The organism is Massilia sp. UMI-21, assembly GCA_015277795.1.
Lineage (GTDB): Bacteria > Pseudomonadota > Gammaproteobacteria > Burkholderiales > Burkholderiaceae_D > Telluria.
In genome coordinates this window covers 2451198-2471736 of sequence record CP063848.1, presented here as the reverse complement: position 1 = coordinate 2471736, position 20539 = coordinate 2451198, and the positions used below count along the sequence as shown (strand labels likewise).

At 67.6% G+C, this 20539-nt stretch carries 21 protein-coding genes; 15 read left to right on the top strand and 6 right to left on the bottom strand.

What is annotated here, in order from left to right; all coding sequences use genetic code 11:
• Nucleotides 1-103: 103 nt before the first annotated feature.
• From IM543_10960 to IM543_10950, 3 genes are all read left to right on the top strand, one after another.
• Nucleotides 104-700, top strand: a complete 597-nt coding sequence (locus tag IM543_10960) for an NAD(P)H-dependent oxidoreductase (GenBank protein ID QOY96286.1) — start codon at nt 104-106, stop codon at nt 698-700.
• Nucleotides 701-818: 118 nt separating this feature from the next.
• Nucleotides 819-1700 carry a pirin family protein gene (locus IM543_10955; GenBank protein ID QOY96628.1) on the top strand — a complete coding sequence of 294 codons (882 nt, stop codon included), beginning with the start codon at nt 819-821 and terminating at the stop codon, nt 1698-1700.
• A gap of 66 nt (nt 1701-1766) precedes the next feature.
• Nucleotides 1767-2240 carry a hypothetical protein gene (locus IM543_10950; GenBank protein ID QOY96285.1) on the top strand — a complete coding sequence of 158 codons (474 nt, stop codon included), beginning with the start codon at nt 1767-1769 and terminating at the stop codon, nt 2238-2240.
• An 81-nt stretch (nt 2241-2321) separates the two neighbouring features.
• Here the strand turns inward: IM543_10950 and IM543_10945 are convergent, their stop codons facing one another.
• Nucleotides 2322-3467 (bottom strand): acyltransferase, encoded by a 1146-nt coding sequence (locus IM543_10945; protein QOY96284.1) that lies wholly within the window; start codon nt 3465-3467, stop codon nt 2322-2324.
• Nucleotides 3468-3585: 118 nt separating this feature from the next.
• Here IM543_10945 and IM543_10940 point away from each other — a divergent pair, with 118 nt between their 5' ends.
• Nucleotides 3586-4557: a succinylglutamate desuccinylase/aspartoacylase family protein gene (locus tag IM543_10940; GenBank protein QOY96283.1), complete on the top strand. Its 972-nt coding sequence runs from the start codon at nt 3586-3588 to the stop codon at nt 4555-4557.
• A gap of 20 nt (nt 4558-4577) precedes the next feature.
• Here the strand turns inward: IM543_10940 and sugE are convergent, their stop codons facing one another.
• Nucleotides 4578-4898: a quaternary ammonium compound efflux SMR transporter SugE gene (gene sugE / locus IM543_10935; GenBank protein QOY96282.1), complete on the bottom strand. Its 321-nt coding sequence runs from the start codon at nt 4896-4898 to the stop codon at nt 4578-4580.
• A 127-nt stretch (nt 4899-5025) separates the two neighbouring features.
• Between sugE and IM543_10930 the strand changes: the two genes are divergently transcribed.
• The 4 genes from IM543_10930 (at nt 5026) to IM543_10915 (ending at nt 10023) form a co-directional block, all read left to right on the top strand.
• Nucleotides 5026-5322, top strand: a complete 297-nt coding sequence (locus IM543_10930; GenBank protein ID QOY96281.1) for a helix-turn-helix transcriptional regulator — start codon at nt 5026-5028, stop codon at nt 5320-5322.
• A 29-nt stretch (nt 5323-5351) separates the two neighbouring features.
• Nucleotides 5352-6398: an alkene reductase gene (locus tag IM543_10925; protein ID QOY96627.1), complete on the top strand. Its 1047-nt coding sequence runs from the start codon at nt 5352-5354 to the stop codon at nt 6396-6398.
• A 226-nt stretch (nt 6399-6624) separates the two neighbouring features.
• Nucleotides 6625-9264, top strand: coding sequence for an aminopeptidase N (gene pepN / locus IM543_10920; protein ID QOY96626.1), 2640 nt, complete (start codon nt 6625-6627; stop codon nt 9262-9264).
• 6 nt (nt 9265-9270) lie between these two features.
• Nucleotides 9271-10023 (top strand): hypothetical protein, encoded by a 753-nt coding sequence (locus tag IM543_10915; protein ID QOY96280.1) that lies wholly within the window; start codon nt 9271-9273, stop codon nt 10021-10023.
• Between the two features lie 210 nt (nt 10024-10233).
• On the opposite strand, the gene IM543_10910 is transcribed toward IM543_10915, so the two are convergent.
• Nucleotides 10234-10569, bottom strand: coding sequence for a hypothetical protein (locus IM543_10910; protein ID QOY96279.1), 336 nt, complete (start codon nt 10567-10569; stop codon nt 10234-10236).
• A 210-nt stretch (nt 10570-10779) separates the two neighbouring features.
• Here IM543_10910 and IM543_10905 point away from each other — a divergent pair, with 210 nt between their 5' ends.
• From IM543_10905 to IM543_10895, 3 genes are all read left to right on the top strand, one after another.
• Nucleotides 10780-11541 carry an endonuclease gene (locus IM543_10905; GenBank protein QOY96278.1) on the top strand — a complete coding sequence of 254 codons (762 nt, stop codon included), beginning with the start codon at nt 10780-10782 and terminating at the stop codon, nt 11539-11541.
• A 71-nt stretch (nt 11542-11612) separates the two neighbouring features.
• Entirely contained in the window at nt 11613-12050 is a 438-nt protein-coding gene (locus tag IM543_10900) for an acyl-CoA thioesterase (GenBank protein ID QOY96277.1), read from the top strand.
• Between the two features lie 117 nt (nt 12051-12167).
• Nucleotides 12168-13433, top strand: coding sequence for a DUF1565 domain-containing protein (locus IM543_10895; GenBank protein ID QOY96276.1), 1266 nt, complete (start codon nt 12168-12170; stop codon nt 13431-13433).
• Nucleotides 13434-13496: 63 nt separating this feature from the next.
• Here the strand turns inward: IM543_10895 and arsC are convergent, their stop codons facing one another.
• Nucleotides 13497-13844, bottom strand: a complete 348-nt coding sequence (gene arsC / locus IM543_10890) for an arsenate reductase (glutaredoxin) (GenBank protein QOY96275.1) — start codon at nt 13842-13844, stop codon at nt 13497-13499.
• Nucleotides 13845-14026: 182 nt separating this feature from the next.
• On the opposite strand from arsC, the gene IM543_10885 reads away from it, so the two are divergent.
• Nucleotides 14027-14659 (top strand): 1-acyl-sn-glycerol-3-phosphate acyltransferase, encoded by a 633-nt coding sequence (locus tag IM543_10885; protein ID QOY96274.1) that lies wholly within the window; start codon nt 14027-14029, stop codon nt 14657-14659.
• Nucleotides 14660-14687: 28 nt separating this feature from the next.
• On the opposite strand, the gene sulP is transcribed toward IM543_10885, so the two are convergent.
• Together sulP and IM543_10875 are read right to left on the bottom strand one after the other, a co-directional pair.
• On the bottom strand, nt 14688-16319 hold the full coding sequence (sulP, locus tag IM543_10880; protein ID QOY96273.1) for a sulfate permease: 1632 nt from the start codon (nt 16317-16319) through the stop codon (nt 14688-14690).
• Between the two features lie 81 nt (nt 16320-16400).
• Nucleotides 16401-17903, bottom strand: a complete 1503-nt coding sequence (locus tag IM543_10875; GenBank protein QOY96272.1) for a GGDEF domain-containing protein — start codon at nt 17901-17903, stop codon at nt 16401-16403.
• Nucleotides 17904-18078: 175 nt separating this feature from the next.
• On the opposite strand from IM543_10875, the gene IM543_10870 reads away from it, so the two are divergent.
• From IM543_10870 to IM543_10860, 3 genes are read left to right on the top strand one after another with little or no spacing between them, the layout of a single operon-like run.
• Nucleotides 18079-19053, top strand: a complete 975-nt coding sequence (locus IM543_10870; protein ID QOY96271.1) for an SDR family oxidoreductase — start codon at nt 18079-18081, stop codon at nt 19051-19053.
• A gap of 40 nt (nt 19054-19093) precedes the next feature.
• Nucleotides 19094-20188 (top strand): Ku protein, encoded by a 1095-nt coding sequence (locus tag IM543_10865; GenBank protein QOY96270.1) that lies wholly within the window; start codon nt 19094-19096, stop codon nt 20186-20188.
• 3 nt (nt 20189-20191) lie between these two features.
• Nucleotides 20192-20428 carry a hypothetical protein gene (locus IM543_10860; GenBank protein QOY96269.1) on the top strand — a complete coding sequence of 79 codons (237 nt, stop codon included), beginning with the start codon at nt 20192-20194 and terminating at the stop codon, nt 20426-20428.
• Nucleotides 20429-20539: the final 111 nt, after the last annotated feature.

Genomic DNA, 20539 nt, shown 5'->3' with positions numbered 1-20539 from the left:
TTCCACCAGTAGAATAATGTAATCCATTCTACTGTCTTCCCGCACGATTTTGGAACCATTACAGTGTGTCCATCAACCACTTTATTTGAACAAGGGACAGCATATGAACATCCTGCACATCACCTCCAGCGTCCGCGGCAAGGATTCGGAATCGACCCGCGTCACCCAGCTGATTGTCGATAAACTGCTGTCGTCGAACCCGGACGCCACGCTGGTGCGGCGCGACTTCGGCGCCCAGCCGCACCCGCTGCTGGACGGCGCCGCCGTCGGCGCCCTGTTCACCCCGGCCGGGCAGCGCAGCGTCGAACAGTCGGCCCGGGTGGCCCTGGACGACGCCCTGATCGCCGAAGCCCAGGCCGCCGACGTGATCGTGATCGGCGCGCCGATGTACAACTTCGGCATGCCGGTGCAGCTGAAGAACTGGTTCGACGCGATCGCCCGCTCCGGCGTGACCTTCCGCTATACCGAGACCGGTCCGGAAGGCCTGCTGAAGAACAAGAAGGTGTACGTGGCCACCGCCCGCGGCGGCATCTACCCGGCGGACGCGGACCCGCAAGTGCCGCACATCCGCATGCTGCTCAACTTCCTGGGCATGAGCGACCACACCTTCATCTACTCGTCGGGCCTGAACATGGGTCCGGAAGCGGCGGCCAAGGGCCAGCAGGAAGCCGACGCCGCGGTGGAAGCCGCGCTGGCATGATCGCGCTGGCCGCAGGCGGCGCCAGCCAACCCATCACCAAGCAACGCATGAGCAAGCAGCACATGAGCAGCAGCACATGAGCAAGCAGCACATGAGCGAGCAGCACAAGGAGGACAGCATGACCCAAGCAGCCAAACCTGCGACGCGCACGCAGCTAACGCTATCGCGCGGCGTCGAGCGCCTGGTCCAGGGCCAGTTCGTGATGGACGGCGCGGGCGTGAAGATCAATCGCGTGCTGACCGGTTCGCTGCAGCGCCGCCTCGACCCTTTCCTGATGCTGGACGCCTTCGGCAGCGACCAGGCCGGCGACTACATCGCCGGCTTTCCGGAGCACCCGCACCGCGGCTTCGAGACCGTCACCTACATGCTCCATGGCCGCATGCGCCACCGCGACAGCGCCGGCAACGAAGGCCTGGTGACCAACGGCGGCGTGCAGTGGATGACGGCCGGCCGCGGGGTGATCCACTCCGAGATGCCGGAACAGGACGCGGGCCTGATGGAAGGCTTCCAGCTGTGGCTCAACCTGCCGGCCAGGGACAAGTTGATGGCGCCGTGGTACCGCGACATCCCCACCGAGGAAGTGCCGCGTTTCACCAATGAAGACGGCGTGACGGTGCAGGTGATCGCGGGCGAAACGCATGGCGTGGCCGGTGCGGTACAGCGCGAACACACGCTGCCGCTGTACCTCGACATCGCCATCCCGGCCGGCGTCACGTTCGAGCAGCCGATCCCGCAGGGCCACAACGCCTTCCTCTACGTCTATCGCGGCGACGCGGTGGTCGAGGGCAAGGGCGTGGGCAAGACCCGGATGGCGGTGCTGGACAATGCGGCGGGCGCCGATGGCGTGCGCATCAAGGCGGTCGAGCCGACCAAATTGATCCTGCTGGCAGGGCGGCCGCTGAACGAGCCGATCGCGCAGCACGGACCCTTCGTGATGAACACCACCGAAGAGCTGTACCAGGCCTTCGACGACTTCCGCGCGGGCCGTTTTGCAGCCTGACATCGGCGCCTGATACACTGACGGGATGACGCAAGCTCATCCCGCGCAGTTTCAAACCGATTCCGCATGCCCCTGATCGACACCGTACTGGACCTGCTCGGACGCGCCAGCCGCGCGCTCGGCTTCGAGACCGCGGACGCCTTCCCGCCCGGTCACGCCTATGCGCGCACGCGCTGGAACAAGGCTTATTTCGACATCCCTTCCGACTGCAAGCCCGAGGCCATCGAGCAGCGCATGTGCGAGGCCATCGCCAACACGCCCGCCCTGTTCGGCGCAATCGAAAACCCGACCCCGCGCATGCAGCGCACCCTGCTCGGCATCATCGAAGCGCGCCTGCGCCGCGGCCAGGGCGCGCCCGGCGACCTGGCGCAACTGCTGGTGGCGGCCTACCGCAGCCCGCACACCATCGAGGCCGTGCCCGGCCTGCGCCAGGCGATCCGCGCTACGTCCGGGTATGAACCGCATGTGCAGGCCAACGCCATCCTCGCCTTCCTGGCCGATGCGCCGGCGGCCTTCGGGGTCATCGAAGCGCGGAACTAAAGAAGCACGTCGGCTGGTCGAACAGCGCTTGAACGCGCGGCCGGGAGACCCGCCCACCCTACGAATCTCAGTCGGGTCCAGCTACACGACAAGCTGTCGCGCCTCCGGCCGAACGGAATGCGATGGCACGTAGCGCTCGCGCAGCCGCATGAAGGGTGTTTCCACGAACCGGTACAGCAGCCAGCCGGTCAGCACCGACAGCGCCAGCAGCGCCACGATCGTCAGCGGGTGTTCGGCGCCATAGCCCTGCCCTTGCATCCACCCGGCCGCCATCACGCTGACCGGCTTGTGCAGCAGGTAGATCGCGTACGACCACAGCGCCAGCGGCCCGGCGCCGGGCACGCGCAGCGAGCGCAACACCGAGCCCGTCGCCACCGCCGAGACGATCAGCATGGAAAAACCGAGCGCCATCAGGGGAAAGCCGAACACGGTGATGCCGTAGCCATAGCGCTGCTCGACGAAGCACCAGAAGGCTACCGCGCACACGAGCAGTCCGCCCAGGCCCATCAGGTTGCCGTGCCGGGTCAGCCGGCCCCAGGCGCCGGGATGGTGGTTGCGCAGCAGCGCCAGCGCCACGCCGGCCAGCAACTCGTCGACCCTGCATAAGCTAGAGTAATAAATGTACTTGAAATAGAAGTAAAGCTGATAGTCCTGCCCTGCCATCTCCTGCCACAGGTCGGCCCGGACCAGCATGCCGGCAAGGAATGCCAGCGCGATCGCGACCCAGGCCAGGCGCAGCGAGGCGGCAAACCGCGCGCCACACCAGGCGCCGAACAGCGCCAGGGCCGGCAGCAACAGGTAGAACTGTTCCTCGATCGCCAGCGACCAGGAGTGCGAGAAGGCGCTGCCGGGTTCCAGCGCGAAGTTCTGGACGAAGCTTGCGTACTTCCACAGCGGCAGCAGCGGCGCATCGGCGCGGAAGGCCGGCCACAGATAGTACAGGGCCAGCACCACCCAGTAGTTCGGCAGGGTGCGCAGCAGGCGGCGCGCGTAGAAGCGCCGCAGCGAGAAGCCGTCCGGACGCGCCAGCGCCGCGAAGATCTGGTTGCCGATCAGGTAGCCCGACAGCGCGAAGAACAGGTCGACCCCGACCCAGCCGACCTCGCCCACCCAGCCGAAGGTCGGCGCATCGCTCACGAACAGCACGTAGTGGTGCAGCACCACCAGCGTGACGGCGAGGGCGCGCAAGGTGTCGAGGCCGTGGATGCGGAGGGTGGACGTGGACATGCCGGTTCCAGAGGGACGAAATGGCGGATCATGCCACGCCGGCCGCATTTTCTCAATTTGCCGATAGAATATCGGCACCCGCGTTTCGCCAACCCTTTTACCCCGGATCCGCATCGCAATGACTTCCCCGAGCACCTACCAGTTCAAGTCCGTCAACTACACCGGCCTCCAGCCCGGTCCGCGCCTCATCATCATGGGCGCGACCCATGGCAACGAAATCTGCGGCACGGTCGGCATCCGCCGCGTGATGGAAGAAATCGACAGCGGCCAGCTGCACATCGCGGCCGGCAGCGTGAGCTTCGTGCCGGTGGTGAACCCCAAGGCCTACGAGCAGAACACCCGCAACGGCGACCGCAACCTGAACCGCAACCTGTTCCCGAAAGACGACCCGCAGGACTTCGAGGACCACATCGCCAACTGGCTGTGCCCCCTGCTGGCCCGGCACGACGTGCTGCTCGACCTGCACTCCTTCAATGCGGTGGGCGGCGAGCCTTTCGTGATGGTCGGTCCGCTGAACAACGACGGTGCGCTGCAGCCTTTCAAGCATGCGGAAAAAGAACGCGCGTGGGCGCGCCGCCTGGGCGTGAAACGTTTTGTCGACGGCTGGCTGGCCGCCTACGGCGACGGCGTCAAGCGCCGCAGCCGCAATGTGGATGAATTGGAAACCGTGCTGCGCTACGGCGTCGGCACCACCGAATACATGCGCACCACCGGCGGCTATGCGCTGACCCTGGAGTGCGGCCAGCACCTCGACCCGACCTCGCCCGACGTCGCCTACCGCGCCATCATGAATACGCTGGCGCACCTGGGGCTGATCGACGCGCCGGACCCGGCGCCGGTGCCGTTCGAGGACATGGAAGCGCTGTCGATGGTGGTGGTGCACGACAAGCTGCACGCCGACGACCGGTTCTCGCGCGCCTGGGCCAGCTTCGACCCGGTGCACGAAGGCGACGAGATCGGCGTGCGCGCCGACGGCAGCAAGGTGCTGGCCGAATTCAGCGGCCGCATCCTGTTCCCGGACGTGAAGGCCGCGGCGAATTCGGAGTGGTACTACCTGACCCGCCCCAACCCGTCCTTCGGCCGGGAATAAGGGAGTAAGGGAGCAAGGACTCAGGCGGGCGACAGGAACTTGAGCGCGATGATGCCGCCGGCGATCATCGCGATCGCTCCCAGGCGCAGTGCGCCGGCCGGTTCGTTGAGCAGCACCATGCCGGCGATCGCGGTGCCGACCGTGCCGATGCCGGTCCAGATCGCGTAGGCGGTGCCGAGCGGCAGCTGGCGCAGGGCCAGGCCCAGCATGCCTATGCTGCCGAGCATCGCCAGCAGGGTCCACAAGGATGGCATCAGCCTGGTGAAGCCCTGCGTGTACTTGAGGCCGACCGCCCACACTACCTCCAGCAGTCCCGCGATGAACAGATATACCCAACTCATTGTGACTCCCCGTCATACCCAAAGGCGCCGAGTATACCGGTAGCCAGCAGGATTTCCGGATATATCGTAAGATGACGATATTCGGATCGAAAAAAACCGATAGATGTTGTAGATAAGGGAAGAACGCATGGACATCGACGCGATCCACAAGGCCCTGGCCAACCCGGTGCGGCGCCAGATCCTGCACTGGCTGAAGGAGCCGCAGCGGCACTTCGCCGAGCAGGAATACCCGCTCGAGCTGGGCGTGTGCTGCAAGCTGATCGACCAGCGCACAGGCCTGTCGCAGTCGACCGTGTCGGCCCACCTGGCGACCCTGCACAAGGCGGGGCTGGTGAGCACGCGGCGCGTCGGCCAGTTCATCTTCTTCCAGCGCAACGAGGAAGTGATCCAGACCTTCCTCGATCAACTGAACGACGGACTTTAGGAGTACCTCATTTGAACACCAAGACCACGATGTTTGACCCGATCAAGCTGGGCGCACTCGAACTGCCGAACCGCATCATCATGGCGCCGCTGACCCGCTCGCGCGCCACCGGCCCGGGCCGCGTGCCGAACGCGATGATGGCCGAATACTATGTGCAGCGCGCCTCGGCCGGCCTGATCCTGTCGGAAGCCACCGCCGTCACGCCGATGGGCGTGGGCTACGCCGATACCCCCGGCATCTGGTCGGACGAGCAGGTGGAAGGCTGGAAGACCGTCACCGAGGCCGTGCACCAGGCCGGCGGGCGCATCTTCCTGCAGCTGTGGCACGTGGGCCGCATTTCGGACCCGGTCTTCCTCGACGGCCAGCTGCCGGTGGCGCCCTCGAGCGTCGCGGCCAAGGGCCACGTCAGCCTGGTGCGCCCGAAGCGCGACTACCCTACCCCGCGCGCGCTGGAAACCCACGAGATCCCGGCGATCGTCGCGGCCTACCGCAAGGGCGCCGAAAACGCCAAGCGGGCCGGCTTCGACGGCGTCGAGATCCACGGCGCCAACGGCTACCTGCTCGACCAGTTCCTGCAGGATTCCACCAACCAGCGCAGCGACCAGTACGGCGGCCCGGTGGAGAACCGCGCGCGCCTGATGCTCGAAGTGACCGACGCCTGCATCGAAGTCTGGGGCGCCGACCGCGTCGGCATGCACCTGGCGCCGCGCCGCGATGCGCACGACATGGGCGACACCAACCCGCGCGACACCTTCGGCTACGTGGCGCGTGAACTCGGCAAGCGCGGCATCGCCTTCATCTGCGCCCGCGAAGCCATCGGCGACGACAGCCTGCGCGCGTACCTGAAGAAGGAATTCGGCGGCGTCTACATCGCCAACGAGAAGCTGAGCAAGGAAAGCGCCGAGGCGCTGATACAGTCGGGCGAAGCCGATGCGGTGGCCTTCGGCGTGTGGTTCATCGCCAATCCGGACCTGCCGCGGCGCCTGCAGCAGGATGCGCCGCTGAACACGCCGAAGCCGGAGCTGTTCTATGCGCCGGGCGCCGAAGGGTATATCGACTACCCGGCGCTGAACTAAGCCAGCGGTACGCGAAGGAATGGGTCCCGGCCTGCGCCGGGCCCCCATTCCCGCACCGGGCGGCACTTCCTCCTTGCACCACGAACCCGTACATACGTTCTACAATCGCATATGTATGTGGTGTAAATGACACCTTGCTCATGCTATTCTTGCGCGAATATTTCTAAATGCGCACCGAGCCTGCGCTGTCCCAGGAGACCACGTGAAACACATCGCCCCCCGCGTAATGGCCGTCGCCATCGCTTCCGCCTTCGTCCTCAACACCGTCAGCGCCGCGCCGGCCCAGGGTGGCAATGCGCGCGCCGAGAACGCCTACCTGTCGCAGGCGGACGCCATGGCCCGTTCCGCGCGCGTGTCGAACGTGGACTACGTGCTCGACTTCACGCTGACCGGCAAGGAGAACTTTGCCGGCACCACCACGGTGGAGTTCGACCTCAAGGATAATGATGCGCCCCTGACCATCGACCTGGACAAGGCAAGCATCAATTCGCTCACCGTCAACGGCAAGCAGGTCACGCCGCGCTACAACAACTGGTTCATCACCCTGGCGCCGGAAGACCTGGTCAAGGGCCGCAACACCGTCACCGTCGGCTACGAGCGTGCCCACAGCACCAACGGCGAAGGCCTGCACCGCATGGTCGACCCGGTCGACGGCCGCGTCTACACCTACTCGCACTTCGAGCCGGCTGCCGCGCACCAGATGTTCGCCGTGTTCGACCAGCCGGACCTGAAGGCCACCTATACCGTCACCGTCAATGCGCCGGACGGCTGGCACGTGATCACCAGCACCCGCGAATCCGGAATCGTGGACGCGGCCGGCGGCAAGCGCTGGACCTTCCCGAAGAGCAAGAAGCTCAGCCCCTACAACTTCTCGCTGCACGCCGGCCCCTACCAGGTGTGGGAAGACAAGAGCGGCAAGTACCCGATGCGCCTGTTCGCGCGCCAGTCGGTGGCTTCGCAGGTGACCCCGGCCGACTGGTTCCGCTACACCAAGGCCGGCCTCGGCTTCTTCGACGAGTATTTCGGCATTCCCTACCAGTTCGAGAAATACGACCAGCTGCTGGTGCCGGACTTCCTGTACGGCGCCATGGAAAACGCGGCGGCGATCACGTTCGCCGAAGGCGGCTTCCTGTACAAGTCCGAGATGACTCCGGCGCAGAAAGCCAGCCTGGCCGAAGTCATCATGCACGAAATGGCGCACCAGTGGTTCGGCGACCTGGTCACCATGAAGTGGTGGAACGGCCTGTGGCTGAACGAGAGCTTCGCCTCCTTCATGGCGACCCTCGCCACCGCCGAAGCCACCGAGTTCAAGGATGCCTGGCAGTCCTTCTACCAGCAGGACAAGCAGGGCGCCTACATCCAGGACCAGAAGGTCTCGACCCACCCGATCGAAGTGCCGGTGCCGTCCTCGGCCAACGCGTTCGACAACATCGACGCGATCACCTACTCGAAGGGCGCCTCGACCCTGAAGCAGCTGCGCCACATGCTGGGCGAGGAAGTCTTCCGCAAGGGCGTCCATAACTACCTGACCAAATACGCCTGGCAGAACGCCAAGCTCGAGGACTTCATCGGCAGCCTGGGCCAGGCCGCCGGCCGCGACCTCTCGAAGTGGACCAAGGACTGGCTGTACCAGGCCGGCGTGAACACCATCAGCGCCAACTACAGCTGCAGCGCCGGCAAGGACGGCAAGATCACCGCCTTCTCGCTGGCGCAGAGCGCACCGAGCAAGGATCTCCCGACCCTGCGCGAACAGCGTGTGCAGGTCGCCGCCTTCAAGCTGGATAACGGTAAGCTGGTGCTGGCCAAGAACGTGCCGGTCACCTACGCGGGTGCGAAGACCAATGTGCCGGCCATGGTGGGCGCGGCCTGCCCGGACCTGGTGTACCCGAACTACCAGGACTGGGGCTTCGTGAAGGTCAATCTCGACAAGCGTTCCTTCGAGACCGCCCGCAGCGCCCTGGCCAGCGTGGAAGACCCGCTGCTGCGCGCGATGCTGTGGCAGGCGCTGTGGGACGGCGTGCGCGACGCCAAGCTGCCGCTGAACGAGTTCATCGAGGTCGCCCTGGCCAATGCGCCGCAGGAGAAGGATTACACCTTGCTGGGCGACGTGCTGGGCAAGGTCGGCATGGCGAAATACTATCTCGAGGCGATGGGCCTCGATAACGCGTACGCGAAGCAGACCAAGAAGGCGCTGGAAGACATGGCCTGGCAAGGCGTGGTCGCACACAAGGGCAACGACAACTTCCAGCGCCGCTGGTTCAGCACCTACCTGGGCCTGGCAAGCAGCCCGGAAGCGCTGGGGCGCCTGGCCGGCATGCTGGAAGGTAAAGGTACCGAAGGCCTGAACATCGGCCAGGATCAGCGCTGGGCCATCATCAATCGCCTGAGCCGCAATGACTACCAGGGCGCGGCAAGCATGCTGGCAGCCGAGCAGGCGCGCGACAAATCGGATACCGGCCAGGCCGCCGCGCTGGCCGCGACCGTCGTGCGTCCGGATCCGCAAGTGAAGGCCGAGTGGCTGGGCACGGTGCAGGACCTGAAGACCAAGCTGCCGTTCTCGCGCATCCGCACCGCGATGGGCGCCATGTACCCGGTCGAACAGCGCAAGCTGGCCGAGCAGACCGCCGGCGAGCGCCTGGCGAAGCTGCCGGCGCTCGACAAGGTGACCGGCCCGGTCTACATGCGCAGCTACGCCAACACGATGATCCCGTCGAGCTGCACCCCAGCCAGCGTCCAGCGCCTGCAGCGCGCCGCCGACAGCATGAAGGACCTGTCGGCCGGCACCCGCCGCGCGCTGCTCGACACCTTGCAGGAAGACCAGCGCTGCGTGGCGATCAAGGCGGCGTTGAGCGTACCGAAGTCCTGATCCCGGGTGCACGCGGGTCTTGCGCGCCGCACGCCCGGCTGGCCCCTGCTGGCCACGCTGGGCGTGCACCTGCTGCTGGCCTGGAGCTGGCGGATCGCGCATCCGCCGGCGCCGGGCCCGGGCGGGGAACGGGTCATCGACCTGGTTCCCGTGCCGCCGCTTCGATCGGAACCGCCGTCCTCCCGTTCCAGCGCTGCCGTGTCGCGCTCCCGTAGTACGGCCGTGGTAGGCGACACGGCGCACAATACAGCGCACAATACGGCGCACAACACGGCGCGCAACGCGGGGCACAACACGGCGCCCGAACCGGCCCTCATGGTCCTGTCCCCGGAGGCGCCGTCCACTGTCGCCGATCCCTTCGCCATCACGGCGCCCCAGGCAGCAACCGACACGGCGCTCGATGCGATGGTCGGCCGCGCCAGGCGTGACGCCCTCCTCATCGATCGCGAGATGCGCAAAGGAAGATCCGGCGTGCCGGCGGTCGCCGACACCTCGGGGGGACGTTTCCGGCAAGCGCTCGAGGGCGCCCACAAGGACCGCAGCCTGGGAGTCACCAGCGAAACCTATACCGCACCCGACGGCCAGGTCATCTACCGTTTCCGCCGCGGCGGCAAGTTCAAGTGCCGCAGCGGCGGCAGCGTCGGGCCGAAGATCGGCGGCGCCGTCGGCGGCGGCGAGGTGCTGTTCGACGTGCAGGGAGGGGGCGGACGCGCGGGCCAGGTGAGCTGCCCCGGCCACGCCGACTGGAAGCCGGACTAAGTACTCGCCCAAAAATACATGTGCTTTTGGCTGCCATGAGCGGCGCGCTGCTGCGTTGGCTCCTGCTTGCAGTGCTCGCACTGCGGCGCACTCGCCGCCTTGCATCGCATCGGCAAGCCGCACCTCCGGTTCCGTTTGCCAAAACTCACATTTATTTCTTGTCGAGTACTTAGCGCTCCCGCATGGGGCGACGGGGAATCGGCCCGCCCCTCACTTTTCCTTCGGCGACTGCGGCGCCGGCGCGCACAGCTCCGTCACCCGGCGCCAGGCCCCGGTGCCTTCGCAGACCACGGGCGGGCGGCCCTGCAGCAGCTTGCCCAGGTCGACCGGCTTGCCCTCGTTGACGATCACGCCGCGGTTGACCGGAATACACATCGCGTCGTGCCAGGCCGCCGCATAGCCCTGCGGCGTCGGCAAGGGTCCGCGTGCGCGCACCGCGGCCGACTCGCAGGCCTTCCTGGTCTTGTAAGTTCCGCGCAGGCTAGTACTCTCCAACATTACATCGCCGTTCTGCTGCAGGTAGAGCAGCAGGATCATCGTAAACATCCCTTCTCCTTTGCGCTGCCCGGCGCCTTCTCCCACCCGCCTGAGCTTGTTCAAACGTCCAGCCCGGCCCGCACGTTAGCCTGAGGGTCAACGAAAGGACCCCTCATGTTCAAGCTCGTTACCTGGAATATCCAATCCGGCCGCAGCCCGGACGGCAAAACCGACCTCGACCGTATCATCGCATGCCTCGATCGGTTTTGCAGTTTTGACATGCTTTGTGTACAAGAAGTTTCAAACGGCTATACCCCCGCGGGCGAGGACCAGTTCGCCATGCTGCGCGAACGGCTGCCGGGTTATGCGGGCTTTGCCGCCCTCGCCTGCGACACCCTCGGCGAGCGTGCCGGTGCGGATGGGCAAGGGGGCGCGCGCCGCCACTTCGGCATGATGGTGTTCTCGCGCCATCCGGTGCTGCAGGCGCTGCGCCATTCGCTGCCCTGGCCGGCCGAGGCCGACGTCATGAGCATGCCGCGCAGCGCGCTCGAACTGACCGTGGCGGCGCCCGGCGGCCTGCTGCGCGTCACCACCGTCCACCTGGAATATTTTTCGCAGCGCCAGCGCATGGCCCAGGTCGAACGCCTGCGCGAACTGCACCGCGAAGCCAGCCTGCACGCGCTCTGTCCGCCGCCCGCCGGCAACGGCCCCTTCGGCCTGCCCCCGCGCGCCATGCCGGCGCTGCTCGCGGGCGACTTCAACATGCTGCCCGGCTCGCCCGAGCACCAGCGCCTGCTGGCGCCCTTCGGCGACGGCGTCCAGCCCTGGCGCGACTGCTGGCAGCTGGCCCAGCCGGGCCGGCGCCACGCGCCCACGGTCGGCCTGCACGACCCCAGCCCGGGCGCCGGCGCCCCGTTCACCTTCGATTACGTGTTTGCCAGCGCCGACCTGGCCGGGCACGTGCAGCGGGTGCGGGTGGACGCGAGCGAACAGGGTTCCGACCACCAGGCATTGCTGGTCGAGCTCGACTGGGGCAACTGAAGCGTCAAGACAGCACCCGCTGCGGCGCGCCGTACAATAGCGGCTTTCGCCGACTCGATCACGAGGCCACCTTGGACTGGGATTACCCGCACCCCTTCACCTTGCACGTCACGCCGGAGGCCGCCGACATCGACGGCCTGAACCATACCAACAATGCGGTCTACGTGCGCTGGTGCGAGCAGGCCGGCTGGGCCCATTCGCAGCAGCTCGGCCTGACGCTGGACGACTACCGCCGCCTCGACCGCGCGATGGCGATCCGGCGCGGCGAATACGACTACCTGCTGCCGACCCTGCCCGGCGAGGCGCTTACCCTGGCCACCTGGCTGGTGGCCGGCGACGGCAGGCTGTCGATGGCGCGCCGTTTCCAGCTGGTGCGCGACCGCGATGGCGCCACCGTGCTGCGCGGACGCTGGGACCTGGTCTGCATCGAGATCAGCAGCGGGCGGCCACGCCGCATGCCCGCCGAATTCATCGATACCTATATGCCGGTGGTAACACAGGCGCTGTAAACCTCAAGGCGGCACGCCGTGTTGCGCGCCCTCAAAGTACACATTGAGGCAACCGGCCCCCTTCCCGCTTGTGCCGGGCCAAACTGGCCCCGTCACGTCCGCTGCCCCGAGGGAGAGATGCACCACCACCTGTCCACCGCCCGCTCCGCGGGCCGTCCGCTGTTCGCTTTCCTGTCCACGACGCCCGCCGCGCGGTTTGCTCCGCTGCGTGCCCCGCTGTGTGCCCCGCTGTGTGCCCTCCTGTGCCTGGCGGTCGTGCTCTCCGGCTGCCGGCTGCGCGAGACCGGGCAGGAAGACCTGGTGATCCCGGAGCTGGTGCGCACCCACCTGTACGTGGCGCCGTCCGGCTCGGACAGCAACCCCGGGACCCGCGACGAACCCTTCCGCACGCTCACGCGCGCGGCGCAGGCGGTCACGCCCGGCACCACGGTGCACGTGGCGCCGGGCACGTATTTCGGCGGCGTACGCACCAACACCCACGGCACCGCGGAAGCGCGCATCGTGTTCGAGTCCACCGAACGCGGCGGCGCGCGGCTGGTGCCGCCGCTCGATTCGCGCCAGCCGGCAGCCTGGGACAACCGCGCCAACTACCTCGACATCATCGGCTTCGAAATCGACGGCAGCCAGTACCAGAGCGGCATGAAGTGGCTCAGCGGCATCTACAACGGCGGCTCCCACAACGGCGTGCACTACAACCACATCCACCATGTCGGCAACGACGTACCTTGCGAAGCCAAGGGCGGCGCCGGGATCGGCATCGACAGCTACTACAAGGGCATCGACGCCGAAGTGGTCGGCAACCAGGTGCACGACATCGGCCCACCGGAATGCCGCTACATGCACGGCATCTACATCAGCACCACGGCGAGCGTGCGCGACAACCTCATCTACCGCGCTTCCGGGGCCGGCATCCACCTGTGGCACGACGCCAGGCAGGTGACCATCCGCGGCAACACGGTGGTGGGCTCCGGCACCGGCATCGTGGTCGGCGGCGGCGACTTCTATCACAGCAAGGGGCCGAACGACCATACGCACACATCGAACAACATCGTCTACGACAACGGCTACGGCATCCTCGAGCAGGGCGCGACCGGCACCAACATCAGCTACCGCAACAACCTGGTGTTCCAGAACGCCGGCGGCGACTGGAAGCTGTCTTCCGGACGGGCGCATACCGGCACCATCGCCGCCGCGCCATTGTTTGCCGACTACAGCCGCACGCTGCCCGCGCCGGACTTCCGCCTGCAGCCCGGCTCGCCGGCGATCGGCAAGGGCCTGGCCGGCAATGCCGTGGCGCTGCGCGCGCGGCGCCGGATCGATATCGGCGCGGTGCCCTACACCGAGGCGGAACCTGCGGGCGTGCCCTCGCCGGGCGCCAGATAAGCGGCGACAAGCCCGGCCGAGCGCGGCCCGGCCCAGCGCGGCCCGGCCGAGCGCAGCCTGGTTTCAGAGGATCTCGTGCACCAGCGCGAACGGCCGGCACAGGCGCACGCCTTTCGGCGTGCGCACAAACGGACGGTTGATCAGGACCGGATGCGCGACCATCGCGTCGAGCAGCGCGTCGTCGTCCACGCCCGGCTGGTCCAGCCCGAGTTCGCCATACAGCGCCTCCTTGCTGCGCACCGCCTCGCGCACGCCCAGGCCGGCGGCGGCGATCATGGCCTGCAATTGCTCTCGCGATGGCGGCGTGGACAGGTAGTCCACCACCTGCGGCTCGTGGCCGGCCTCGCGGATCGCCGCCAGGGTATTACGCGAAGTGCCGCAGCGCGGGTTATGGTAAATCGTGATATCCATGTGATGAAAGCTCGCTAATATTGCTGAAAATGGTGCGGCATCATAACCACACCTCATGAAGGGCGCCAACTTTTTTGCTTGTTCCCCGCTTCCGCTCGCTATAGAATGCCTCGCTTATTTTTCCGTCAGAACACAAAAAAAAACTGCCGGGAACTACGACTTTGTACAGCGACGGAGAATCGATGAGCGAGTACCTGCTGCGTCCCGCGGCACTTCCCACCTGGGGCCAGCGCACTGCGCTTCGCCTGCTGAACCTGGCCGGCTGGCAAGTGCACTTCAAGCCTCTGCCGGGGCCGCACGGCATCGCCGTGGTCTATCCGCACACCTCGAACTGGGATTTTCCGATCGGCCTGCTGGGCAAGTGGGCGGTCGGCCTCAAGTTCCGCTGGCTGGCCAAGGATTCGCTGTTCCGCGGCCTCATGGGCCGCATCATGCGCTACTGGGGCGGCATCGCGGTCGACCGCCGCGCCTCGATGGGGGCCACCCGCAAGCTGGCCCAGGACATGCTGGCCGCACCCTGGTGCTGGATCGGGATCACGCCGGAGGGCACGCGCAGCTATCGCCCGCACTGGAAGAGCGGTTTCTACCACCTTGCCACCACCGCCGGGGTGCCGCTGCTGCTGGTCTACATCGACTACGGCGCCAAGGTGCTGAGCGTCGTCGACACCCTGGTCCCGAGCGGCGACGCCGAACAGGACATGGCGGCCATCGCCGCGGTCTACGCGGGCCGCCAGGCGCGCTACCCGGACCAGGCCGCGCCGATCAAGCTGGCGCCGCCGCGCGACCCGGCCGAGCCGCAGCGGCGCCGCGCCTGAACCAGCAGAATCAGCAGAATCAGCAGAATCAGCCTGCCAGTGCGCTCCAGGCCATCGCGGAGCTCAGGAACAGCCGGCCGTCGAGCGCCTCCAGCAGGGTGCTGTGCTTCAGGCGGTCCATCACCGGCCCCTTGACCTCGGCCAGGTGCAGCAGCACGCCGCGCTGGCGCAGCGAGGAATTCAGCTCTCCCAGCCCGAACAGGGCCGAGGTATCGATCGCATTCACCGCCGACATCACCAGCACCAGGTGGCGCGTGTCGGGACGCGCCGCGAGTTCGTCCTCGATGCGCTGGTTGACCGCTTCGACGTTCCCGAAGAACAAACCGGCGTCCACGCGCAGCATGAGCAGGCCGGGCGCGGTCTCGGCCGGATAGCGGTCGACGTTGCGGAAATGCTCGGTGCCGGCGATGCGGCCGAGCACCGCGATATGCGGGCGGCTGGCGCGCCAGATCAATACGCCCATCGACAACGCCACGCCCACCACCACCCCCGCCTCGACCCCCAGCGCCAGCACCCCGGCGGCGGTGGCCAGCAGCGCGATGGCGTCGGCGCGGTCGTAGCGCCAGGCGGTGTGCAGCAGCGACAGGTCGAGCATGCCGAGCACCGCCACGATGATGGTCGCCGCCAGCACCGGCAGCGGCAACAGCGCCAGCCAGCCGGTGGGCGCCACCAGCGCCACGGCCAGCAGCACGGCCGTGATGACGCCCGCCAGCTGGCTGTTGGCGCCGGCCGCGAAGTTGACCGCCGAACGCGAGATGCTGCCGGTGACCGGGAAGCCGCCGCTCAGGGCGCTGCCGAGATTGGCCGCGCCCAAGCCCAGCAGCTCACGGTTGCTGCCCAGCTTTTCGCCGCGCTTGAGCGCCAGCGTCTGCGCGCCCGACATGCTGATCAGGAACACCATGAAACCGATCAGGAGCGCCGGTTGCAGCAGCGCCTGCCAGTGGGCGCTGGAGGTCGCGAGGTTCAGCCCCGGCAGCCCGGCCGGCACGGCGCCGGTGGTGGCCACGCCCAGCGCGTCCAGGCGCAGCGCCGGCACCAGCGCGATGCCGGCGAGTACCACCAGCATGGGCGCGAGCTTGGTGCCGATGTCGGCCGCCACCGGCGACAGCCCGGCGCGCACCAGGCTGCGCGCCATGAACTGGCGCGCCCATACCAAGAGGGCCAGCGCGCCCAGGCCCAGCGCCGCGCTCGGCGGGTGCCAGGCGGGCGGCATGGCGCCCAACAGCGGGCGCACCTGGCCCCAGGCGATCAGGAGCGCCGAACCGATGGTGAAGCCGCTCATCACCGGGCGCGAGAAGAAATTGGCGAGGAAGCCGATGCGCAGCAGGCCGCAGGCCAGCAGCACCGCGCCCGACAGCAGCGCCAGTTGCGCCGCCAGCACCCCGTACAGGGCGCTGCCGGGGGTGGCCAGCGGCGCCAGCGTGGACGCCGTCATCAGCGAGATGATCGCCATCGGGCCGACCGACTGGGTGCTGCTGGTGCCGAACAGCGCGTACAGCAGCGGCGGCACGATGCTGGCGTAGATCCCGGCCACCGGCGGCAGGCCCGCCACCAGGGCATAGGCCATGCCCTGCGGGATCATCATCATCGCCACCACGATACCGGCGCTGATGTCGCCCGGTAGCATCGAACGCCGGTAGTGCTGCAGCCACTGAAGCATAAGGTATTGCCTGAGAGGAAAGCCGCTAGCCTATCACAGCGGCAGGACGGCGCGCAGCCACATAGCCGCGCAGCCGCGTGCTCAGCGCATCGCCAGCTCGACGCAGTTGCGCCCTGCCCGCTTGGCGCGGGCCAGGGCGGCATTCACCCGCACCGCCAGCGAATCGCCGGTTTCGAGTTCGCCCAGCTGGGCCACGCCGAGGCTGATGGTCAGGTGGTCGCAGCCCGGGATCTCCACCGCCTCGATCGCCGCGCGCAGCTTCTCGGCCAGCTTCAAGCCTTCGATGGCGCTGGTGTGCGGCGCAATCACCTGGAATTCCTCGCCGCCGGAGCGCACCAGCACATCGCTCGAGCGCAGCACGGCGCGCACGGTATCGGCTACCGACCGCAGCGCCATGTCGCCGACCGGGTGGCCATAGGTATCGTTGATGTTGCGGAAGCGGTCGATGTCGAAGGCGATCAGCGCCAGCGGCAGGCGGTAGCGGCGCGCACGCTTGACTTCCTGTTCGAGCAGCTGCTCGCCATGGCGGCGGTTGGCCACGCCGGTCAGCGCGTCCAGGGTGGCCAGCTGGGTGACCCGGGCCAGCAGGGCTTCGCTCTCGTGCACCAGGGCGGCCATGCGCAGGCCGAAGGCGGCCAGTTGCGCCAGGTCGTCGAGCGCCGCGAACCCGGCCCGCGAGAACGGATGCGCCGCATCGAACATCAGGCACAGCGCGCCGGCGGTGGGCCGGCGCGCGTCCGGGCCGACGGCGGGGATCGGCAGGCCGAGCACCATCTGCACGCCCTTTCCACGCAGCGCCTCGGCCAGCGCCGGCTCGCCGGCCTTGTCCGGCGTATCGAGCAGCGCAAGTTCGCCGGTGGCCGCCGCCAGCAGGCCGGGGAAGGCGTGGCGCAGCGGCGCGTGCAGCAGGTCGTCCGCCCGTCCCAGGAGCGCGGCCAGGTCGAGGCCCGCCGGCGCCGGCCGGCTGTCGTGCCAGGCTTGCAGGCGCAGGTCGCCGCCCCCTTCCGCGGATGCATGCAGCTGGAACATCGCCGCGTGCACCACGCCCGGCCAGCCCAGCAGGGCCGCGCACAGGCGCTCGCCGAAACGGGTGCTGTCGTCGGCCTCGGCCAGCGCTCCCTGCGCCGCGGCGCGCACCGCCAGCAGCGCCGCCAGTTCGGTCCCGGCCGGGCCGGGCGCCGGCGCCGGCGCGCGCTCCTGCTCCAGGCGCGCGGCCAGTTCGGCGCGCAGTGCGCCGGATGCGAGCGGCCCGACCAGGTAGTCCAGCGGGCCATGCGCCATCAGCGCCGGCAGCCAGCGAGCGTTGGCGAACGGGCACAGGACCAGCACCTGGCCGCCCCCGCACCGCGCCACCAGCTGGCCGAGGCGAGGCAGGTCGATCCCGATCTCGAAGCGCTCGAGGTCGAGCACCAGCAGGTCGGCCGGCTGTTGCGCCAGCAGGGCGCCGGCCTCGTCGGCGCCGTCGGCCAGCCGCAGGTCGCCGAACAGGTCGGCGCAGGCGCGCGCGAATTCGGCGCGGCGCGGCCCCACCGGATTGACGAACAAGCCGCTGCGGCCCCGGCGCGCGCCTTCCTGCTGAGACATCCCTTCCTCCTTGTATTCCCCACCAGCACATGCTGAAGACGGGATGGAAAGTTTGCCATAAAGCACCGGACCTAGATAGAGAAGAATTGTCTCGAGTGTGTGGGAGCGCACCGTCGCGCACGCACGCCCCAATGAATACTCTTCCTGGTCGATTGAACGTTCACGGGAGTAGGCAATGGCAAACCAGGATGAAGCGGCAAACAAGCAGAAGGCGATTCAGAACCGCCAGGACCAGCGCGACGGCAGCATGCAGAAGGGCGAGAGCGACAATCACGACGAGGCGGTGCAGACCGGGGTCCGGCAGCCGGCCCCGCCGATGCCTGCGCAGCACCTCGCCAAGCCGGGCCTCGAAGCCCGGATGGAGCTCAAGCCCCGGTTCATGGCTGAACAGTACAAGGGCAGTGGCAAGCTCGATGGCATGACGGCGATCGTCACCGGCGCCGATTCGGGCATCGGGCGCGCGGTCGCGGTGCTGTTCGCGCGCGAGGGCGCCGACGTGGCCGTGATGTACCTGAACGAGCATGAAGACGCCGCCGAGACCAGGCGCTGCGTCGAGGCCGAGGGCCGGCGCTGCCTGACCATCGCGGGCGACGTCAAGGATCCGGGGTTCTGCAAGGATGCGGTCGAGAAAGTGGTCGCCGAATTCGGCCACCTCGACGTGCTGGTGAACAACGCCGCCTTCCAGGAACATGCCGGCTCGCTGCTGGACATCACGGAAGAGCGCCTGGACGAGACCTTCCGCACCAATATCTACGGCTACTTCCACATGGCGCGCGCGGCCCTGCCCCACCTCAAGCAGGGCTCGTCGATCATCAACACCGGTTCGGTGACCGGCCTGAAAGGATCGAAGAATCTGCTCGACTACTCCGCCACCAAGGGCGCGATCCACGCCTTCACGATGTCGCTCGCGGCCAGCGTGATCGAGCAGGGCATCCGCGTCAACTGCGTGGCGCCGGGCCCGGTCTGGACGCCGCTGAACCCGGCCGACCAGTCGCCCGAGGATATCCAGGAGTTCGGCGCCAGCACCACCTTCAAGCGCCCCGCCCAGCCGGAGGAACTGTCGCCGGCCTACGTGTTCCTGGCGTCGCCGGTGTGCTCGGGCTACATCACGGGCGTGATCCTGCCGGTCACCGGCAAGGTCGGCGAATAAGGACCCGCGGACGAGGTCCATCACCTGGAAGGAGAAATCCATGCCGCGCAGCATGTGGAAGGGTGCGATCAGCTTCGGGCTGGTGCACATCCCTGTCGATATGTACACGGCGGTCGACAGCAAAGGGCTCGACCTGACCATGCTCGACCGGCGCGACTTCTCGCCGGTCGGGTTCAAGCGCTACAACAAAGGCAACGGCAAGGAAGTCTCCTGGGACGACATCGTCAAGGGCTACGAGTACACCAGCGGCGAGTACGTCGTGCTGTCGGAAGAAGACCTGCGGCGCGCCAACCCGGAGGCGACCCAGACCATCGACATCCTGGCCTTCGTGGATGCCGAGGACGTGTCGCTGCTCTACTTCGAACAGCCCTACTACCTGGCGCCCGGCAAGGGCGGCGAGAAGGTCTACGCGCTGCTGCGCGAGACCTTGCGCAAGGCGGGCAAGATCGGCATCGCGCGCGTCGTCATCCGCGTCAAGCAGCACCTCGCGGCGCTGGTGTGCGTGGGCGACGCCATCGTCATGAACACGCTGCGCTACGCCGACGAGATCCGCGACGCGGGCGAGCTCAAGATCCCCGCGGCCGACGACAAGAAGGCCGCGATCACCGACAAGGAACTCAAGATGGCAATGGCACTCGTACAGGGCATGGCCGAGGACTGGGACCCCGAGCAGTACCACGACAGCTACCGCGAGGACGTCATGGCCCTGATCGAGAAGAAGGTCAAGGCGCACCAGACCAAGACCATCACCCAGCCCGAACCGGGCGAGGCCAGGCGCGAGAGCGGCAAGGTGATCGACCTGGTCTCGCTGTTGCAGGCCAGCCTGGGCAAGAAAGCTTCCAGGCCCGCGGCCGACGACGACGATGACGACGAACCGCCGCCGTCAAGGAAGCGCCGCCCCGCCGCCGAGGACGACGACGAGCAGGAAGCGCCGCCGCCGCGCGCGCGCAAGACGGCCTCGCACGGCAGCGACCGGGTGGCCGCCAGCGGCGCCGCGCCGAAGCGCACCGCTTCGAAGAGCGCGCCGAAAGCCGCTGCCAAGCCGGCCGCCAGGAAGACCGCCGCCAGGAAGACCTCCACCGCATCCGGCGGCGCCCCATCGACGGCCCCCGCGCGCCGCAGGAAGGCGGCGTGACGGATGGATGAATTGATCGATTTCCTCCAGTGGCCGGCGATGCTGGTCACGCTGTATGCGGCCTACCTGATCGGCTCCAAGCGCGCCGAGCGGCGCGTGTTCGGCTTCAGCATGTTCATCCTCAGCAACGTGCTGTGGATCGTGTGGGGTGTCCACGACCAGGCCTGGGCGCTGATCGTCCTGCAGGCGGCGCTGATGGCGATGAACGTGCGGGGCATCTTCAAGAACGAGTCGTCCTAGTGTCCTGAATGCGAGATACCTCGAATAAATCCGGGGAAAATCCGGGACACTGGCCGGCGCTTGCCGCGCGCCCTGGCCGCCACCCGCTTGGCGTGCGTGCGATTCCGCCCG